This window comes from Pseudoalteromonas sp. NZS11_1, assembly GCF_015864275.1.
Taxonomy (GTDB): Bacteria; Pseudomonadota; Gammaproteobacteria; order Enterobacterales; family Alteromonadaceae; genus Pseudoalteromonas; species Pseudoalteromonas arctica.
The window spans coordinates 1-19,621 of the sequence record NZ_JADYXK010000011.1 but is presented as its reverse complement, the minus strand read 5'-3'; the positions used below and the strand labels follow the sequence as shown (position 1 = coordinate 19,621).

Below are 19,621 nucleotides of genomic sequence, written 5' to 3'. Positions count from 1 at the left end.
GTTAAAGACATTTCGCCTTTTTAATTTTATAGTTAATAAAAATAATAATAATGTCTAACTATGTTACTTAATAAAGCCAACCAATTATTTCAAGAGAATAAACTCAAAGAAGCCGAGTTCCATTTTAAAGCGATTTTAAATAGTAATCCCGAAAATGGTGAAGCTTTATTTGGCTTAGGCAGAATTGCCCTACGACTAGAGCGTTATGACGCTGCCGTGTACTTACTCCAAAAAGCGTGTGAGCGCATGCCTCATATGCTTGAACCATTACATGCCCTTGCTGATGCATTTAACGGTGTTAATTCGCCAAACGATGCGTTAACTGTTCTCGAATATGCAAAAAAGTTAGCGAGTCATAACCCAGAACCCCACTACTACCTAGCCCAACACTACTTAACATATGGCGAATTAGATAAAGCCCATACAACGTTTGCCCAAGCTCTCAGTATTGGCACCTACCCAGTAACAGCCTATATTTTATTTGAACTTGTACAGTTAGGCCGCTTTAATAAAGAGCATAATTATGTAAGTAATTTACACCACTTATTAACTCAAACGAGCAATTTACGTTTAAAAATGGTGTGTTACTACGCATTAGCAAACAGTTACGATGCACTTGAAGATACCGAGCAAGCATTTAATTACTTTATATTGGCGAATAAATTACAAAAAAAATTAAGTGAATTTAACACTAAAGATTTAATCCCTTTTTACGATGAAATAATAAAATACAACACCGAGGAATTTATTGCCTCTGCCGATAAAAAATTTACAGGTAATATTACACCTGTATTTATTATTGGTATGCCTCGTAGTGGCTCTACCCTCCTGGAGCAAATGTTGGCAAGCCATAGTCAGTTTTCGAGCCTAGGAGAAAGTACGAGTATTAGTAATAACGCGGTTGCTTTTATCGAGCAAAAAACGGGAGTTGCTTACCCGCAATGTTTAGCGCATTTAACGCCTGACTTAATCAAAAAAGCCCGCGAGCTTTATATCACAACATTAAAAACAGCATCGCCCATCAGACCTTTTATAATAAATAAACTGCCGAGTAATTATCAGTCGCTCGGACTAATATATATCCTATTTCCAAATGCCAAATTTATAAACTTAAGTCGTAATTTTAATGCTACAGCGTTTTCTATTTTCACTAATTACTTTGCTGAAAACGAGCCTTATTTTTGCTCACTACCTGAGTTTAAGCTTTACCATAGTGTGTATGAAAAACTGATGAGCCATTGGCACTCCTTTAAAGGTATGCCAATTTATGATGTCAGTTACGAAGATTTAGTGAGTAACCCAAAAGAGCAGCTAACGCAGTTACTTGGTTTTTTAAACTGTCATTTTGAAGAGCGCTGCTTAGCGTTTTATAAACAAAAAACACCGGTAACCACGTTGAGTAAACATGCTATTCGCCAACCTATTAATAACGCCGCAATCGCTAAGTGGGAGCGTTACAAAACACCTCTTTTAAAGTTACTTGATGAGAATTAATTAGGGCCTGTTTATCTTTCGAGGTTAAATTTGCAGTAGGCTGTTTGGTTTTTAGACAAGGCAGAGCCTATGAAGTGTGGTCATTCCCCATAAATAGGCGATAACGTAGCATAAAGACCAAACATGCGCTGCCTTTTGGGTTCAACCCTGAAAGGTCAACAGGTCCTACAGATGTGCTTTAAACCAATTAAGTAAATCTTTAAATTGATCTTCACGCGCACTTGGGTGGGTAAGCATATTAATATGATCGTAATCAAAATTATGCCCGTGTTTACGACCGTAAATTCGCATTTGTTGAATGCCAGGCCCTGATTCGTCCATAAATTTTTGAATATCGATTGGTTGCGCTAATGCTTTATCTTTTACCGCAGCAATATGAAGCGTTGGCGGTAAATGCAGGTTGTTTAGAGCTTTTGCATAATCAAAATTATCATCAGAATCTATCCATGGCTTCTTTTTAGCCCATTGCATACTTTGATAATGCGACTTTTGAGTTTCGTTATCGCTTCCCCACTTATAACCTTTAGCATTTAAATAGCCGTGTTTTTTAGCAAGTAAAGGTGCCATAAAATACCAAATTAAATTGGCTTGTAATAATTTTTGAGGATGATTATTAAATAAAGAGCGCTTAGAGCCAAAATACACACACGCTTTTACATCATTAATATATTCTGGAAAACGTGCAAACGCGCTGTTCATCAATACCCCGCCCCAAGAGTGAGCAACCCAGTAGTCAGGCTTCTTGCCTTCAATCAACTCTATTTGCTTAATAAAGGTAGGGATGTCTTCTAAAATGGCTTCAGTTTGCCCGTACTTAGCGTCACTTGAAATAACCGGTTTACTATCACCTCGGCCACGTAAATCAGCAACATAACAACAATATCCATGCTCAGCTAAAAATGGTGCGAGCCCTTTATTGGAGTGCGTGTAAAAAATTTTACCGTTTTCTACAGCTCCATGCATAAAAAATACGATAGGCCCTTGCTGACCTTCATCGCTAATACGGCGTAAATGAAGTGTTTGGTGAGCGTCTAAATTGATAATTATTGATTGCTGAGAAATTGCCACAGTTATTCCTTTTTATTATTTTCAACTCATCCTACCAGTAATATTAAATATACCAAAGGAAATGTCTGCACTTTACTCATCAGCATTTGTTACAATCACCACATCATATCTGTTGTTAAAATGAAGCCATGAAAGAAAATAATACACGTTCAAAACTACACCCTCGTAACCTACATAAAAATGGGTACGACTTCGATTTATTAACAACAGAGCACCCTGCTCTACTGCCTTTTGTTATAACCACACCTGCAGGCACTAAAAGCATTGATTTTAGTGATAACAAAGCCGTTAAAACACTTAATCAAGGGCTTTTAAAAGCTCACTACAATATTGATTTTTGGGATATTCCTGAGCATAATTTATGCCCACCTATACCTGGGCGTGTTGACTACATTCATTACTTAGCCGATTTATTAAGTGATGATAACCAACAACAAATACCTTTAGGTAAGCAAATTAAAGTGCTTGATATTGGTACTGGCGCTAACTTAGTTTATCCGCTTACTGGTACAAGTGAATATAAGTGGCATTTTACAGGGACTGATATTGATCCAGCTTCGGTAAAAATAGCAAAGCAAATTGCTCAGTTTAATGGTTTAAAAATAATCCTAAAACAACAAAAAAACGCATCACATATTTTTAAAGGCGTTGTAAATCAAAAAGATCTATATCATTTAACGCTCTGTAACCCTCCGTTTCATGCAAGCGAAGAAGAGGCAAGTAAAGGCAGTGAACGTAAGTGGAAAAACCTAGGAAAAACACCCAGTAGCGCACTTAATTTTGGTGGTCATAATAATGAATTATGGTGTGAAGGCGGTGAAGTACAGTTTATCTCTAACATGATTAAAGAGAGCGAAGACTTTGCAGAGCAAGTACTGTGGTTTACGTCGTTAGTATCCAAAAAAGATAATATTGCAGCTCTTGAAGAAGTATTAAAAGCCCACCCAATAGCACAATATAAAATAGTTGATATGGCACAAGGTCAAAAAATCAGCCGCTTTATTGCATGGACTTACTTTGATAAAGACACTCGTGAGCAAATTTGTAGCGAGCTGGCTTAGTACCAATTTTATTAAAAACAATAAAAAGGATAAGGCAATCATGATAGATTTTCGCTCTGATACAGTTACAAAACCAACAAAAGAAATGCGCGATATTATGTACAGCGCACCGGTTGGTGACGATGTATACGGTGATGATGAAAGCGTTAACCAACTAGAAGCTTATGCGTGCAAGCGTTTTAACTTTGAAGCCGCACTTTATTGTAGCTCAGGTACACAAGCCAACTTACTTGCAATAATGGCGCATTGTGAGCGAGGTGACGAATACATTTGTGGCCAAAATGCTCACAACTATAAGTTTGAGGGCGGCGGCGCAGCTGTTTTAGGGTCTGTGCAACCACAGCCTATTGAAAACGATGCTGATGGCAGTATACCTTTTAGTAAAATAGCGACAGCTATAAAACCAGACGATTGCCATTTTGCAAAAACGCGATTACTTAGCTTAGAAAATACCATAGGCGGAAAAGTACTCCCGCTTGAGTACTTAGCCCAAGCTCGTGACTTTGTTAATACGCATAATTTAGCGCTGCACTTAGACGGCGCACGTGCTTTTAATGCCGCTGTTGAGCTAGATATTGATATCACTGAAATTACAAAACACTTTGACTCAATTTCTATTTGTTTATCTAAAGGTTTGGGGGCGCCCGTAGGCTCTTTATTATTAGGCTCACCAGCACTTATTAATAAAGCAAGACGATGGAGAAAAGTACTTGGTGGCGGTATGCGCCAAGCCGGAATGCTTGCAGCTGCCGGGCAGTTTGCACTTGAGCACAATGTAGAGCGCTTAAAAGACGATCATGCAAATGCACGTTATTTGGCTCAACAATTAAGTGAAATCAGTGGCTTTACTGTCGATATGAGTAACACCACTAATATGGTTTACGCAACATACACTAACAGTATAAATATTGAAGAGATTGCTGAGGCGCTTAAACAACAAGGTATATTATTTAGCCCAAGCAAGCAGCTTAGGCTAGTAACGCACTTAGATATTACGCGCGAAGATATTGATACATTTTTAAATGCTTTGTCGGCCCATATTTAACGCGGCTTTATAATGTTTGCGGCATACCGAAACATATCGGTCATTGCCGCCAATTTCTACTTGGTTACCATCGGCTATTGCTTCACCATTTTCATCGGTACGCAGTACATGGTTTGCTTTACGTCCACAGTGGCATACAGTTTTAAGCTCAACTAACTTATCAGCCCACGCAAGCAAATATTGCGACCCTATAAATAGCTCGCCTCTAAAGTCGTTACGCAAGCCATAACACAATACCGGTATACCTAACTCATCAACCACATCGGTTAATTGCATTACTTGTTCTTTTGATAAAAATTGGCATTCATCAACTAACACACAATGGCGTTTTTTGTCGTTGTTAAGCGATTGAATAAGATCAAATACATCTTTACTAGCATCAAATACATGCGCGTCAGCTTGCAAGCCAATACGAGACGATACTTTACCTACGCCTTGTCTATCATCAATGGCTGCAGTAAGGATGACAGGTTCCATGCCACGTTCTTTATAATTAAATGCAGATTGTAATAACGTAGTTGATTTACCCGCGTTCATTGCAGAGTAGTAAAAGTATAATTGAGCCATTGCGGTGCCATTTTATAAAAAGTGCGCTTATGCTACCTTAATATTAAATTAATACCAATTTACAAACGCGAATTTAATGAGGTTATTAGGGCCTGTTGACCTTTCAGGATTAAAATTTGTTCAACCTAGGGGCTATTTAATCGCGGCGTGAGGTTTGTAACCTAGCGGGCTAAGTAAAAACCGAACAACAAAGAGTAAATTGCCCCTAGGCAGAACCCTTCGGGCAGCGCATGTTTGGCATTTATGCTGCGTTATCGCCTATTTATGGGGAATAACCACACTATATAGACTCTGCCTTACCTAAATACCAAACAGTCTGCTGCAAATTCAACCTCGAAAGATAAACAGGCCCTAAGTGTTTGTAAATATTTAATATAGATAGGTGCACTTTCAAACTTTGATAACCATTGCCACATTTCCCAACTTAGAGTGTTATTTTCTTCGTAGAATTTTTTTGAAAAAACAAGGTAACCATGGCTGGTTTCGTAAGGGGGATAAATAGGTTTAACATTATTACCCTCATACGGATAACTCGACACTTTTAAGCCATCAACTTGGCACAGATCAACGCTCGCCTGCACCACGCCCTTATCTAGCAACTCAAAAGCTTTGCTTTTAGAAAACGTATTATGAATAAAAAATGGTTCTTCTTTCAACGCGCTATTTAGTCCATAGCCATTAGGAATAGCTATAGTAAATGCTTTATTTTGAAATACTTCGCGAGTCTCCCATTCTTTATGAAATTTATATCGCCCTATAAGGCAGCTACTAAATTCACTTACTGCATAGTCATCTTGTAACTTACCTTGCTGATCAACAGGGTAAACAGCAACGTTTTCTCGTCCTTTGCGGTAACTGGCAATAACAGCATTAACTCGATTAAATTCTAAATCGCTTAAGCATCTACGCCATGGTTTTCTAACAAACTTAATCTCAACACCATCAATCGCTTTATCTAATAAACTTAAAACCTCAACTGAGGCATCAGGTTGATCAATAGGTATAGCCTTATCAACACCTAAAAATAGTGGTGCTGCGTTTTTATCTTCATAACAAAAAAGTAATTCTTTGGCCGTAACGCCATCGCAAAAAACAATACACTTCAAAACAAAAATATAAAGTAACGTTCTAATTTTCATAGTGATTTTTATTTATAAACTAAATCTACAGTGTAGTATGTAGAACTAAACATACAAAATATTCGTTAAATTAATTTACATTAATCCTTCGTGTTTCAGCAACCAAAGTTTCCTATCAAGCCCACCAGCATAGCCCGTTAACTTTGCATTTGCGCCAATAATTCGGTGGCAAGGCACTATAATACTAATCGGATTTTTACCATTCGCAGCGCCTACTGCCCTCACTGCTTTTGGGTTATTGAGTTGGTTTGCAATATAGCCGTATGTTTGCGACTGTCCAAAAGGTACCGTTAATAGTGCTTGCCATACGCTTTGTTGAAATGCTGTACCGTTTGTATCAAGTGGTACATCAAAAGTAGTACGACTCTTTGCAAAGTACTCGTTTAACTGCGCAACGCAAATAAGCACCGCCTTGTTAGTAACTTGCTCAAATGGCGTATGAGGGTGTTCAACTGGTGGATAAAACCCAACGTAACTCACGCCTTTCTCGGTCGCTTGAATAATTATGTCGTCTATAGGGCTCGAAATTGATGTTTGAATGATCATTATAATTGCTGCCAAAGTTGAAAAGTTAAGTAAGAGCGAAAAGGAGCGCTGTTAGCAGGTACGAAAGGGTTTGCCGCCGCTTGAGCTTTTTTAACACCTAAGTCGCCATCAAGTAAGATATCGGGCTGGCTTTGCCCTCGCAACTTTGCATAATTTACCGTCCAAGGACCAATTCCCTTTAAATTAAGCCATTCGTCTAAATCGTCATTTTCAGGATTTAGTGCACAAAACTGGGCTAAGTTGTGTAGCGCATTTTTGCGTGCTTGTGGCATTTTAAAAAATGCAAAATCACTATTAGCAACAATTTTAGCTGTAGGAAAATAAACGGGATCGCCCTCTTTTTCGCCTAATTCGTCAACTAACTTTGTTACTAAATTATGCGCCGCAGTAACACTCACTTGTTGTCCGAGTACCGCCCTTATACCGGCTTCAAAACTTGACCAAATCCCTGGAAGCCTGAGCCCTTCACACACTGTAAACGCATTGTTTATATTGGCGCTTAAATGCGTTTGAATTAAATTAATATCGGCATCTAAATCAAGCACACGGCGTATATTATTTATAACAGGTTGTAAGTACAACGTATTGTCTATATTGATAGATACACTAAAGTGGTTTTTACTCGCTATAAATTCAGCGGTAAAGCTTCCTTTGTATTCCTCACTTGCAAAAGTACGTCCGTAGCTCGTTTGTGTTATCCACTCCATTGGTTTTATCAAGCGCCTTTGTAAAAAGCCCTGCAAAGCAGGCCAATTATAAGGCGGCCTAAATGGCAGGGTTAAAGTGAGTGTTGACGTTGGTTTTTTATCGCCACTGCGCAGCTTCGAGGGAGCTATATTTAACTGCTGTAAAAATGCATCATTAAAGCGCCTAATGCTTTTAAAACCTGCGGAAAACGCTATTTCGGTAAGGGGTAAATGTGTTTCTTGAATCAGCTTTTTAGCAAAGTGACATTGGTTAAATAATCGATATTGCGTAATCGACACGCCAAAATACTGCTTAAACAACTGTCTTAAATAACGACTACTTACACCTAAACGAGCTGCTAATTTTTCGCAGTCGTGCTCGTCATTTTGATCTATTAACTGTTTTGCTCTAAGTGCAGTCGTTTTTGTACCCTGCCATGCTGCGCTGCCAGGGGCACTATCGGGCCTGCAACGAATACAGGGTCTAAAACCATCTTGCGCCGCATTATGGGCAAACTGATAATAAGCAACGTTTTTTTCGTGAGCCGTTGGCGCAGGGCAAATAGGTCTGCAATAAATACCGGTACTTTTTACCGCTACGTAAAAAAGCCCGTCAAAACGTGGATCGCGGCTCTGACGTGCTTTTTGCCAATGTGAAGTGTCCATAAACGGCTCTATAAATTAAACCTTATAGAGCCTAGCTTATACAAAAAAACTCACATTACTAGCCATATTCGGCACTCAACCAATAGCCAATAAATAACGCCTTTGTACTTCTTGCCAATTAATTACATTATAAAATGCAGCAATATATTCAGGGCGTTTGTTTTGATACTTCAAGTAATAAGCATGTTCCCATACATCGAGCCCCAAAATAGGTGTATTTCCCTGCATTAATGGGCAATCTTGATTAGCACTATTTTCTACAATCAACTTTTCATCTGGCGTTACACATAACCACGCCCAACCACTACCAAATTGGCTAATTGCCGCGGCTGTAAATTCCTCTTTAAATTTATCAAAACTGCCTAGTTGCTCATTTATAACCTGAGCCACAATACCTTCAGGTTCACCTCCTCCTTGTGGGCTCATTATTTGCCAAAATAAGCTGTGATTAAAATGCCCTCCTACATGCTCTTGTACTGCTTTTTGCAAATTACTAGGCAGGCTGTTTATTCCCTTAAGTAATTTTTCAGCATTTACGTTTTCATATACGGTATCTGCTAAAGCAGCATTGGCTTTATTGATATACGTTTGATGATGCAATGTGTGGTGAATATGCATCGTTTTGCTGTCTAAATGAGGCTCAAGCGCATCATATTCATAATCAAGTGCTGGCAATGTAAACGCCATAAATTACTCCTTTATTTTAATGTAGCAGGCTGTTTGTTGAGTCTTTAGAGCATAAGTAAAAATTCACTTGCTCTATTAGCTCAGGTAAAAAATGATAGCGTCTTGCAAATGATACAAGTTCAGAGAAAGTTTTAATGTAATGGTGCTTACTCACTTTTTGTATATCGTAATGAGTATGCTTAATTAATGAAGAGAGTGTTAAATGTACTTCGCATAGCCATTTGCATGCATTTTCAGGCTGTTGCATAGCTATATAGGTATCAGCTAAATTATGTGACGCAACAACAAGTGCGGGTATACAGTGCTCAATAGCATGAATGACAGTGTTATTAATCTGAGCATATAAAAATTGCTGAAGAAGATGATCTGCAAGTGTTTTAGCTAATAAGTATTTATCGCGGGCTTCGAGAAGTGCACCTTGTTCAAATGCATAATTACCTTGCATTATATTCGACTGCCAAGGGCTTAATGCTTGATCAAGATAAAGTAAATCTGAGTGGGGTTGTTTTTGACTTGAGATCATATAATCATCTGCACGTTTATTTATGAGTGTGTATTTAACTTACACACCCACAAAACTAAATGCAAATGATTTTCATTAACTATTTAGCGAAGTCTAATAATTCCTGCCCTGTTAAGCGATATATAATCCATTCGTTTTGTGGCTTTGCACCAATGCTATTGTAAAAATCGATAGCGGGTTTATTCCAATCAAGCACTACCCATTCAAAACGACCACAGTCATTACTAATGGCCTTATTAGCTAAGTGTTTCATAATGGCTTTACCTGCGCCATTGCCACGGCTATCTGGGCTTACGTATAAATCTTCAAGGTATAGGCCATTTTTACCTAACCAGGTAGAGTAATTATAAAAATATACCGCAAAACCAATTGGCTCATCACCTTCTAAACAAATTATGCTGTGCGCAGTTGCACCTTCACTAAACAGAGTATCTAATATTGCCTGCTCGTCTGTTTTTACTGCATCAGGTTCTTTTTCATATATGGCAAGTTCGGTAATAAAGTGCAAAATTGTTTTTGCGTCACTTGGTTTTGCATCACGTATTATAACGGGTTGGCTCATTGTATTTTTACCTTAAATATACTGCTCTAATTTATCTTTTAAAATATCTAATTGAATAGGTTTACTCAAGTAATCATCCATTCCAGCTGTAATACAACGCTCTTTATCGGAGTCCATTGCATTGGCGGTGATAGCAATAATTCTAATATTTTTGTGTTGTTCACCCGCTAATCCTTTGCGAATAGCCGCGGTTGAAGCAAAACCATCCATAACAGGCATTTGGCAATCCATAAGTACTAGCTCAAAGAACCCTGAATCATGCGCTTCTAATATATCAATTGCCAGTTGACCATTCCCGGCAATCGTAACATCACAATTAAGCTTTTTGAGCATTAATTTAGCCACCTGTTGGTTAATGGGATTATCTTCTACCAATAATATTTGGGAAGACTCCTGTACCTTTTCTTTTTTGAGTGACGAAATATAACCTGACGTAACGAGTGGAAGCACTTCTCCTGCTCCATTACTCGTAATAACAGACAGTGCAGAAATTAAATCGGCGGTGGTTACTGGTTTAGGGAAATATGCCTGAAAACCAGCATCCGAATAGCGCTGAGCGCCTTCCATACCAGCAATACTAGTCATCATTACAAGTGGCATTGATTTATAATGTTCATGTGCTTTTAATGCTTTACAAAGCTCTATGCCATCCATTCCTGGCATTTGCATATCAAGCACTGCAATATCATACATGCAATTTTCGCTTTTATATTGCTGCGCACACATATCAAGTGCTTGGTGTGCGTCACAAGCCAGAACAACTTTCGCGCCCCAGTGTTCAAGCTGCTGTAAAATTACTATTCTATTTGTTTCGTTATCATCAACAACTAAAACAGTTAATTCTTCCATATTAATATTAGGAATATAACGTTCTTTTTGATCTCCCGGTGTTAGCATTATAGAGGCGGTAAAGGTGCTTCCTTTACCTGCTTCGCTAGTGACAGAAATAGCTCCTCCCATTAACTCGCAAAGTTGTTTACAGATGGCAAGCCCTAAGCCACTGCCCCCGTACTCACGCGTTGTTGATGCATCTACTTGAGAAAACGGAGTAAATAATTGCTGTTGTTTGTCTTCACTTATTCCTATGCCTGAGTCTTTTACACTTACAACAAATTCTAAACCTTGAACCACTTTATTAATTTTCGCACTTACCACAACCTCGCCTTTAGCCGTAAACTTAACGGCGTTACTCAGTAAATTAGTAAGCACTTGGCGAATTCGCCCGGGGTCACCACATAATTGCGAAGGCTCCAAGGCTAACAAATCTAAAATTATTTCAATGCCTTTGTCTTGAGCAGTAAATGCTTGCGCGGCGGCAACTTCGCCAATTAAATCTCGTCCATTAAAGTTAATTTCTTCAAGTTCGATTTTACCAGCCTCGGCTTTAGAAAAATCTAAAATATCGTTAATCACGGCTAATAAAGAATGTGCGCTTGTTTTGGCAATGTCTACTTTTGTCTCTATTGGCTTAGGTAATGATTCTAATTGAACAAGCTCTAGCATACCGAGCACACCATTCATTGGCGTTCTTATTTCGTGGCTCATAGTTGCTAAGAATTGACTCTTAGCAAGCGCTGCATCTTCAGCTTTAACAAGCGCTACTTTTAACTCCTCACTAATTACTTTGCGCTGCTGAGAAATTAAAGTACTTCCCACTAAAGTAGCTAATGATCGAAGATACGTTTCTTCGCTTTGCGTCCAATTGTGGTGCTCGTCTACCGTTTCAGCACACAAAATACCTAAATTACCATCGCCAGTTGCTATCACTGCATCAAGCATCGATTTAATATTTAGTGGTTTTGCATACGCTTCTATAAAATCAGCAGTTGCTGGGTGCGTATAAACATCATCAATAGCTACTAAGTTTTGCTTATAAATGGCGTTGTAATATGCAGGGTAGTCTTTAGCAGTTAAAACAGCATTTGTATCTACAAAACCTTGCCCTTTAATGTATAAACTATGACATGTCATCACATCCCGTTTATCGTTAAAAATCCATACCGAAGCGCGAGCAATATCTAGCACTTCACACATAGATTTAACTGCTAACTTTTTAACTTGTTCTACATTACTGTTTTGTACTTCAGGGGCAACAGTAAGTGCGGCTAAATTTTTGTTATACCTGTTTGTTTTTTCGCTTTCGAGTTCAAGTCGCTTATGCGCATCAATACTTTGAAACGAGCCAAAAACACGTACGCATTTTCCATCTCTAAGTTCTGCTTGACCCATTGATTTAACCCAACGCTCCTGCCCCGAATAAGTTAAAATAATAAGCTCAACACTCCAACTTTCACCCAAAGTCACAGCGCATTCAAACAAGGTACTTATAGTGTCTCGGTGTATTCCTGGTTTATAAAAATCAATTGCGGTATCTATGCTAGGCTCATAACCCTCTGGTACCTCATGAATAACTTTAACTTCATCAGACCAATAAAGCGTATGCGCCTCTAAGTCAATTTCCCATGCGCCAATCTGACCTTGCTTACTCATTGATTCGAGTAAATTTTGCTGACGATTTATTTCTAATTGAGTGTTGTAACGATCCGTAATATCTAAAATAAACCCATCTAAATACAATATGTTGCCATCATCTGCGTAAATCGCTTGGCCTTTTTCGTTTACCCAATGCAAGGAACCATCGCGAGCTGTAATTCTATACTCAACAGACCATGGTTGCTTGGCGCCGACACAGCTTAATATTTCAGCTTTTATTTTTTTAGAATCGTCTTTGCATATTAAATCAAAAAAGTTAATGGCTTCGCTATGTATCAACTCATCAGGCGAATAGCCTGTTATTTCACTCGCTTGGTCGCTCATATAAAGCATGCTTAATTTGTCATCAAATTTACATCGATAAATAATGCCCGGTATATTTGATACTAAAGATGCAAACCTATCTCGACTTCCTTGCAGTTCATGCTGTGTAGATTTTTGATCAGATATATCTAAATGCGTACCTATCATACGTTTTGGAGAGCCATCGGTATTCCACTCAACTATTTTTGCAGTATCGAGAACCCAAATCCAATCTCCATTTTTATGCTTCATGCGGGCTTCGCTAACATAATAGTCAGTCTCGCCGGCAAAATACGCTTGAAGTTTTCTCTCCGATATAGCTAAATCATCAGGGTGAGCAAAGGTATACCAAGTATCTATAGTGCATGGTTCAAGCTCGCTGAGTTTGTAACCTATAATCTCGGCCCAGCGATTATTAAATGTCACTTTTTTAGAATCGATATACCAATCCCAAATACCCACGGCTGTTGAGTCAATCACTAGTTGTAACTGTGTTTTGTGCTGTTCAAGCTCTAGCTCTTGTAATTTAAGTGCTGAAATGTCAGTACGAATAGCGATATAGTTTTGTGGTTTACCGTTTTCATCTAAAAATGGCACGATGGTCGTATCTACCCAATAAAAATCACCATTTTTAGCTTTGTTACATATTTGCCCGTTCCATATGTCGCCATGTTTAAGCGTTTTATACATATTTTTAAAAAATTCTTTTTCGTGTTTTCCCGAATTTAAAAGGCGATGGTTTTCGCCTATTAATTCATGCTCATCAAAACCACTAATCTCACAAAATTTCTTATTTACAAAAGTAATAGTGCCATGCAAATCGGTTACAGCAACAATTGCATGTTCATCTAATGCGCTTTTTTGCTCGGCTAATTGTTTTAATGCAATTTGAAGTGCCGAACGTTGTTTTTGTAATATACTTTGTTGCTCTGCTTTTACGTCCACTAACTTACGAAGACCTAATGAAAGCTGATTAAACTCTATACTGTCGTTTATTATTGGAACTTTAACCAAATCGCCTTTTGTAATATTTTCAACAATTTTAGCTAAGTTAATTAAAGGCTGAGAAAGCCGGCGACCAAACCACCAAGACAGCGTTAATATAAGCAATAACGCCCCCGTATTAGTCAATACAGCAAGCTGCTTATAATAATTGGCGCCTTGTAGTGCGACTTCTTTTGGTTTTGATACGAGTAGCTGCCAGCCAGATTCATTTAAAAACTCTAATGAATTAATATACCCATATAAAGTGACTTCATTCTTATCACTATAAGTAAAAACACGTTGTGTTGGTGATCCGTTTTGAGAGAAAAATAGTGGTTGGGTATCGTCTGAATTATTACTTTTTTGAATTTTATTTTTGTACATAACATAAAATGTTATGTCTTTATTAGCAGCGTGTATTTTACTTAAATTATTTAATAAGCCGTTTAAATTTATATCTGCGATCAATATTGTTTGTAACTTATTTTCATCATTTAATACTGGCAAGCCAATAATATGATAGTCGCGCCCTGAGGCAGTCATTGACCGAAACTGAATCTTGCCTGTATTTTTAATACCTGTGCGTATGTCGTCAAAGCGCTGCTCTTTAATAACATCAAAAAAAGGTGATAAAGGTCGTGAGTTAACAAGGTTTATATCTATAAGCTCTACATGATTAACGAAGTCATACTGCTCAACAAATTGATTTATTAATTTTTGTTTTTTAGCAGAGCTAATATCAAGTTGTGACCTAAGCAAATATAAATCTTTAACATGGTCTGCAAACCAAATATCAGCAAATTGCTTGCCTATATTATTAAGCTCGTTAAGTTCGGTGTCTGCATTTTGTTTAAGGGTGCGATTTACGTGTTCAAGACTAAACCACGTAAGTATACAAAGTGGCACTAAAGCTATAATTATAAAGGTTATAATTAACTTACTTCGAACAGATTGTCCTTTACCTGTTAATTCACCAAAGTTTAAACCTTTGTCCATGCTTAATACCCAGCAGCTTTTAATCATTTAATATTACTTACATTAATGCACTAAATATATAAAGACGCAAGTTTTGAGCCGTAAACTCCTTAAAAACTCGACATTTAGCGCGACAAACTTAAATTCACGCATTTAATAAAATACGCCTTTATCATTAACTTAAAATTACGTTCATGTACGCGACAACTTCTGTAGCTGTTTTAAACCACCCATGATATAAGCAATATTCAGTCAATGTATTTGAAGGGATTATGGCAATGGCGCACGATCATTCACATAGTCATGTAGACGAAAACCAAAGTAATAAGCAGCTCACCGTTGCAGTTTTTATTAATGTATTACTAACCATAGCCCAAGTTATTGGTGGGTTATTTTCGGGCAGTTTGTCACTTATAGCAGATGCACTTCACAACTTAAGTGATGCCGCCGCTATATTTATAGCCTTGATTGCACGAAAAATCGGTAATAAACCAGCTGATGACACTCATCACTTTGGCTATAAACGCGCTGAAATACTCGCCACTCTTTTTAATAGCAGTACACTAATAATAATTGGTGTGTATTTAATTTTTGAATCAATTTCGAGTTATTTAAACCCTCAATCAATTAATGGTTGGATAGTTGTGTGGGTGGCCGCAATAGCGTTAGTGATTGATTTAGCAACAGCGTATTTAACCTATCGAGCTGGTGCAAATCACAGTATAAATATAAAAGCAGCCTTCATTCATAACGTATCAGATGCAATGGCATCTATTGTGGTAATCATTGCTGGCACCTTAATTATTTTATATCAATGGTATATTGTTGATTTAATCGCCACTGTACTTATTTCTATGTATGTAATTTATCATGGCATTTTACTTTTAAAACAAAGCTGCAAAGTTTTAATGCAAGCAGCGCCTGACAATATCGACACACACGCAATATCGGATGCTATTAGTAGTAAATTTAATATCGAATCGGTAACCAGTATTAAGCTTTGGCAATTAGACGATAAAGAAAGCTACTGCGAGCTTATTATTAGCACTCAGCAAGCGATTAATTTGCAAGCCATAAAAATATTCTTACACGATAATTATAATATCGAAAATTGCATAATAGAAATCCAACCAAATACATCACTATTTAATTGAAAACAGCTCGTATTATCATTTACAATATTAGCATTAACTCATAATGAGATACCGTTTTTGAAAATTTGGTTACGTAGAATTCATTTAGGCCTTGCCCTTATTAGCGGACTATTTTTATTAATAGTGAGCTTAACCGGTGCTGTTATGATTTATGCAAAAGACATTCAGCACTTAATAGAACCCGCAAAATGGCAAGTAGCACCACAAGCTACTTTTATGCATTACGATGAGCTTATACAAAATGTACAAACTCAAACTAAGCAAAAAATTACTTTTTTTATGCCAGAGCAAGCACCGGACGCCACATGGCAGTTTAGGTTAGCTAATAAACACTACGCTAGTGTTAATCCCTATTCAGGGAGTGTACTAAACGTCTATGAATCAACCGATACTATTTATGGGTTTGCCCAAGGCTTACATCGCTGGCTGTTGTTTGAAAACAGTAAGGGTGAAAAAACCTTTCGAAATTGGATGTCCGTGTGTGCATTGCTGCTGCTAGTAAATGTATTACTTGGTTTTTACTTATGGGTAAAACCAAAAAACAGAGTTAAACGTTTAGCTATAAAACCAAAAGCCAAATTTAGAGTGCTCATGTATCAATTACATACCGTGCTTGGTGTTTACTTTTTTATACCCCTTATGCTTATTGCCTTTACTGGCATGGCATTTAACTGGAAAACACAAACTCAATCTGTATTAGAATTTGTAACGTTTAACAAAGTAGAGCAAAGACCTAAAGCGCCAAAAATAATCCCCCTTTCTCAAGCTGTTTTAAATTATAACGAAGCAATAAAAAATGCCGAGAGCGTATTCCCTGATGGCAAAACATATAGAATTTACTTGCCTAAAAAAGATGACGAAGCAATTGCACTGAGAATGCAAAACCCTGGCGAAAGCCATGCTTACAGCTGGGTTTGGACTAACCCATTTACTGGTAAAGTATTAAACTCATTTGACGCCAGTAAAACCAACTTCACAACACAAGCATGGAACTTTAAGTATAAATTTCACATTGGTGATTTTGCAGGTCCTATAGTGCAGTTTTTATGGTTATTAATAGCCCTTTCACTCGCATTTTTTATTGTAAGCGGTGTGTATTTTTGGTTAAAACGCCACAAATGGAAATAAATCTCATTAACACTTGCGTCATTAGTTGATAATAATTACCATTACGCAACTTATTATCAACTAAGACCCTCCCATGTTAAAAACTTCGCTTTGCCTTATTGCTGTTGCAATAAGTGCTAACACGTTAGCAAATGAAAATAATAAAAATGAATACACTTCTGATCAGTTAGAGCATGTGATTGTATCTGGCAGCCGAATATCAGAAAGCATTGACGAAGTACCAGCCTCAATTACCGTTATTAATCAGCAACAAATACAGCAGCATTTAAAAGTAAGCTCAGAGCTGGGGAGTTTACTCGCGCAAATGGTTCCAGGCCTTGCACCTAACACTGGCAGCTCAAGTAATTCAGGACAAACACTGCGTGGTCGCGCGCCATTAATAATGATTGATGGCGTACCGCAATCAACCCCTCTTCGTAATGGTTCATTAGGTGTAAAAACGTTAGACGCAAGCGCAATAGCGCGCATTGAAGTCATAAAAGGAGCAACCTCTATTTATGGTAATGGTGCCTCAGGTGGCATTATTAACTACATAACAAAACAAGCGCGTAGTGATGGTAAACCGGAAGGCGAAATAAGTATTTCAAGTCGCTTTAGCGCTGTTAAGTTAGCAGAAAGTGGCGGCGGTAGAATATCAGCAGCAGTGAACGGTAAACTTGATAAACTAAGCTATCTACTAACAGCAAGCTATGAAGAAAACGGCGTACAACGCGATGCACAGGGCGATATTTTAGGCTTGCAATATGGTTTATCTGATTCTGAAACTCAAAACTACTTTACAAAGTTAAGTTACGATTTTGACGACGAAAAACAACTTCAGTTTAGCTACAACTTTTACAGCTCACAACAAAAAACAGACTTAGGCGATGTGACTGGCGATGGCAATATAGGGGAAAAAACATACGCTATACACGTCCCTTTAGAGCTTCAAAAACAAGGTAAACCGCAAGGCCCTGAAGGCAACGAGAATATAACCCTAAAATATGTTGATTACGCGCTGTTTGAAAACACACAAATGACCCTCGATCTATATAAACAAAATATAGAAAACGTGTTCTTTTTCTCAACCGCTTTAGCCAATCTTGATGAAGGTTACAGCGGTGGTCAATCGGTTATTAAGTCAGATAAACAAGGTGCACGAGCCACGTTTAATAGCCAGTTTGATTTTGAAAATGTAACAGCCACCCTAATCTACGGCATTGATGCCTTAAACGATAAAACATCGCAACCTTTAGTAGATGGCCGAGTGTGGGTGCCAGAAATGGACATGGAAAGTATTGCCGGCTTTTTACAAACAAAATGGGTAATAAACGATGATATTATCCTAAAAGCAGGCGTAAGAAACGAAAGCATCGATTTGAGCGTAAGTGATTATCAAACATTAAAACTGTGCAGAACCGAATCACAATGCTCAGTGCCATTGAGTGTGCGTGGCGACAGTATTAATTACGACGCGACAACCTATAACGCTGGTATAAAATACAATTTAACAGAGGCGTTTAGTCCATTTTTTAGTTACTCACAGGGCTCTGACATTTCTGATATTGGTCGCCTACTTCGCTCTGCGACCGTTGAAGATATTGCGCTTATTCAAACCCAAGCTTCAATAATCGATAATTACGAAGTTGGTTTTACCTCACAGTTTGAAAACGTGCGTTTTGAATTTGCACTTTACAGAAGTACCTCAGAGCTTGGTACAAGTAGTGAATATAATGAAGTAACGGGTGTTTACGAACCCGTGCGTGCACCACAAGAAATATGGGGTTACGAAGGACTAGTTAACTACACTATTACCCAAGACCTTAAATTAAGTGCTACTTACAGCTATGTTGAAGGTAAAAACACCGAGACAGATGACTATTTAGGCGCAAGCCAAATTAGCCCACCTAAAGCAACAGCTAATGTAACATGGCAAACAAATGACGAACTATCACTTGCAATGAGCTTTTTATACGTAGGCGACAGAAAGCGCTTTGATAAAAACGCACAAGGCCAATACTCCGGCGATCAGGGCCCTGTTAGTAGCTACAACACATTTAACTTAAGTGGCCAATACAATGTTAACGCCAAGTGGAGTAGCTATTTGGGAATAGAAAACCTTTTCAATAGTGATTACTACCCAGCCCGCGCACAAGCATATACTTACGGTGGGTACAACATTAAAGGATTAGGCACAACTGCAACATTGGGTGCTACATACCAATTTTAACAAATAAACACACACTATAGGCATGCCCTGCATGCCTATATGCTTAACCTGAGCTCTGGTTAAGAGATTTACTGACGTATAGAATCATGGAGATATTTAAATTGATTTTCTCTAGCCAGAGATTCTCAGTGAAAACAAGGCGACTTTACGCGTCAATAGCTAGCCTATTGCAAGTAAATTCAACGCAGTTAGCGCTGAAAATAGCTGCTCGAGATAGATTTATTATCCAGAGTTCATATATGGTCTCCTCCAGTATTGCAAGGTGTCATTCAACGATAGCAGGGACAGGTTTGCTGTCATATATACGGTCTTTTAGTGAAGATTATTACTT

15 protein-coding genes are annotated in these 19,621 nt (G+C 38.0%); 6 read left to right on the top strand and 9 right to left on the bottom strand.

Annotated features, from left to right (window positions below):
• The first annotated feature begins 60 nt into the window (after window positions 1-60).
• Window positions 61-1,494: a tetratricopeptide repeat-containing sulfotransferase family protein gene (locus I6F44_RS09765; protein ID WP_197112734.1), complete on the top strand. Its 1,434-nt coding sequence runs from the start codon at window positions 61-63 to the stop codon at window positions 1,492-1,494.
• A gap of 165 nt (window positions 1,495-1,659) precedes the next feature.
• On the opposite strand, the gene I6F44_RS09760 is transcribed toward I6F44_RS09765, so the two are convergent.
• Window positions 1,660-2,562, bottom strand: coding sequence for an alpha/beta fold hydrolase (locus tag I6F44_RS09760; RefSeq protein ID WP_197173699.1), 903 nt, complete (start codon window positions 2,560-2,562; stop codon window positions 1,660-1,662).
• Between the two features lie 128 nt (window positions 2,563-2,690).
• Here I6F44_RS09760 and rlmF point away from each other — a divergent pair, with 128 nt between their 5' ends.
• A complete protein-coding gene (gene rlmF, locus I6F44_RS09755) occupies window positions 2,691-3,623 on the top strand; it encodes a 23S rRNA (adenine(1618)-N(6))-methyltransferase RlmF (RefSeq protein WP_197173698.1) in 933 nt (310 codons plus the stop codon).
• A gap of 40 nt (window positions 3,624-3,663) precedes the next feature.
• The gene (ltaE, locus tag I6F44_RS09750) at window positions 3,664-4,668 is read left to right on the top strand and encodes a low-specificity L-threonine aldolase (protein ID WP_197173697.1); all 1,005 of its coding nucleotides are present in this window, start codon (window positions 3,664-3,666) and stop codon (window positions 4,666-4,668) included.
• Here ltaE and I6F44_RS09745 read toward each other — a convergent pair.
• The 8 genes from I6F44_RS09745 to I6F44_RS09710 all read right to left on the bottom strand — a co-directional run bounded on the left by I6F44_RS09745 (window position 4,642) and on the right by I6F44_RS09710 (window position 14,820).
• Window positions 4,642-5,235, bottom strand: coding sequence for a thymidine kinase (locus I6F44_RS09745; protein WP_007582344.1), 594 nt, complete (start codon window positions 5,233-5,235; stop codon window positions 4,642-4,644). The genes ltaE and I6F44_RS09745 overlap by 27 nt on opposite strands.
• 296 nt (window positions 5,236-5,531) lie before the next feature.
• Window positions 5,532-6,374, bottom strand: coding sequence for an amino acid ABC transporter substrate-binding protein (locus tag I6F44_RS09740; RefSeq protein ID WP_197173696.1), 843 nt, complete (start codon window positions 6,372-6,374; stop codon window positions 5,532-5,534).
• Window positions 6,375-6,449: 75 nt separating this feature from the next.
• Entirely contained in the window at window positions 6,450-6,920 is a 471-nt protein-coding gene (locus I6F44_RS09735; protein ID WP_197173695.1) for a methylated-DNA--[protein]-cysteine S-methyltransferase, read from the bottom strand.
• A complete protein-coding gene (locus I6F44_RS09730; protein WP_197173694.1) occupies window positions 6,920-8,272 on the bottom strand; it encodes a DNA-3-methyladenine glycosylase 2 family protein in 1,353 nt (450 codons plus the stop codon). Before I6F44_RS09730 ends, I6F44_RS09735 begins: the two co-directional genes overlap by 1 nt.
• Before the next feature lie 75 nt (window positions 8,273-8,347).
• Complete coding sequence (locus tag I6F44_RS09725; protein WP_197173693.1) at window positions 8,348-8,959, bottom strand: superoxide dismutase; 612 nt, start codon at window positions 8,957-8,959, stop codon at window positions 8,348-8,350.
• A gap of 16 nt (window positions 8,960-8,975) precedes the next feature.
• On the bottom strand, window positions 8,976-9,482 hold the full coding sequence (locus tag I6F44_RS09720) for a hypothetical protein (protein WP_197173692.1): 507 nt from the start codon (window positions 9,480-9,482) through the stop codon (window positions 8,976-8,978).
• A 79-nt stretch (window positions 9,483-9,561) separates the two neighbouring features.
• Window positions 9,562-10,044 carry a GNAT family N-acetyltransferase gene (locus I6F44_RS09715; protein WP_024608844.1) on the bottom strand — a complete coding sequence of 161 codons (483 nt, stop codon included), beginning with the start codon at window positions 10,042-10,044 and terminating at the stop codon, window positions 9,562-9,564.
• A gap of 12 nt (window positions 10,045-10,056) precedes the next feature.
• Entirely contained in the window at window positions 10,057-14,820 is a 4,764-nt protein-coding gene (locus tag I6F44_RS09710) for a PAS domain-containing protein (protein WP_197173691.1), read from the bottom strand.
• A 257-nt stretch (window positions 14,821-15,077) separates the two neighbouring features.
• Between I6F44_RS09710 and I6F44_RS09705 the strand changes: the two genes are divergently transcribed.
• From I6F44_RS09705 to I6F44_RS09695, 3 genes are all read left to right on the top strand, one after another.
• Window positions 15,078-15,953, top strand: coding sequence for a cation diffusion facilitator family transporter (locus I6F44_RS09705; protein ID WP_197173690.1), 876 nt, complete (start codon window positions 15,078-15,080; stop codon window positions 15,951-15,953).
• 57 nt (window positions 15,954-16,010) lie between these two features.
• Window positions 16,011-17,081: a PepSY-associated TM helix domain-containing protein gene (locus I6F44_RS09700; protein WP_197173689.1), complete on the top strand. Its 1,071-nt coding sequence runs from the start codon at window positions 16,011-16,013 to the stop codon at window positions 17,079-17,081.
• A 73-nt stretch (window positions 17,082-17,154) separates the two neighbouring features.
• Window positions 17,155-19,290: a TonB-dependent receptor gene (locus I6F44_RS09695; RefSeq protein WP_197173688.1), complete on the top strand. Its 2,136-nt coding sequence runs from the start codon at window positions 17,155-17,157 to the stop codon at window positions 19,288-19,290.
• Window positions 19,291-19,621: the final 331 nt, after the last annotated feature.

Coding starts and splice junctions, on each gene's coding strand:
- I6F44_RS09735 (WP_197173695.1), bottom strand. CDS start 6,920: ATGATCATTCAAACATCAATTTCGAGCCCTATAGACGACATAATTATT.
- I6F44_RS09740 (WP_197173696.1), bottom strand. CDS start 6,374: ATGAAAATTAGAACGTTACTTTATATTTTTGTTTTGAAGTGTATTGTT.
- I6F44_RS09745 (WP_007582344.1), bottom strand. CDS start 5,235: ATGGCTCAATTATACTTTTACTACTCTGCAATGAACGCGGGTAAATCA.
- I6F44_RS09765 (WP_197112734.1), top strand. CDS start 61: ATGTTACTTAATAAAGCCAACCAATTATTTCAAGAGAATAAACTCAAA.
- I6F44_RS09715 (WP_024608844.1), bottom strand. CDS start 10,044: ATGAGCCAACCCGTTATAATACGTGATGCAAAACCAAGTGACGCAAAA.
- I6F44_RS09710 (WP_197173691.1), bottom strand. CDS start 14,820: ATGGACAAAGGTTTAAACTTTGGTGAATTAACAGGTAAAGGACAATCT.
- ltaE (WP_197173697.1), top strand. CDS start 3,664: ATGATAGATTTTCGCTCTGATACAGTTACAAAACCAACAAAAGAAATG.
- rlmF (WP_197173698.1), top strand. CDS start 2,691: ATGAAAGAAAATAATACACGTTCAAAACTACACCCTCGTAACCTACAT.
- I6F44_RS09730 (WP_197173694.1), bottom strand. CDS start 8,272: ATGGACACTTCACATTGGCAAAAAGCACGTCAGAGCCGCGATCCACGT.
- I6F44_RS09705 (WP_197173690.1), top strand. CDS start 15,078: ATGGCGCACGATCATTCACATAGTCATGTAGACGAAAACCAAAGTAAT.
- I6F44_RS09725 (WP_197173693.1), bottom strand. CDS start 8,959: ATGGCGTTTACATTGCCAGCACTTGATTATGAATATGATGCGCTTGAG.
- I6F44_RS09720 (WP_197173692.1), bottom strand. CDS start 9,482: ATGATCTCAAGTCAAAAACAACCCCACTCAGATTTACTTTATCTTGAT.
- I6F44_RS09695 (WP_197173688.1), top strand. CDS start 17,155: ATGTTAAAAACTTCGCTTTGCCTTATTGCTGTTGCAATAAGTGCTAAC.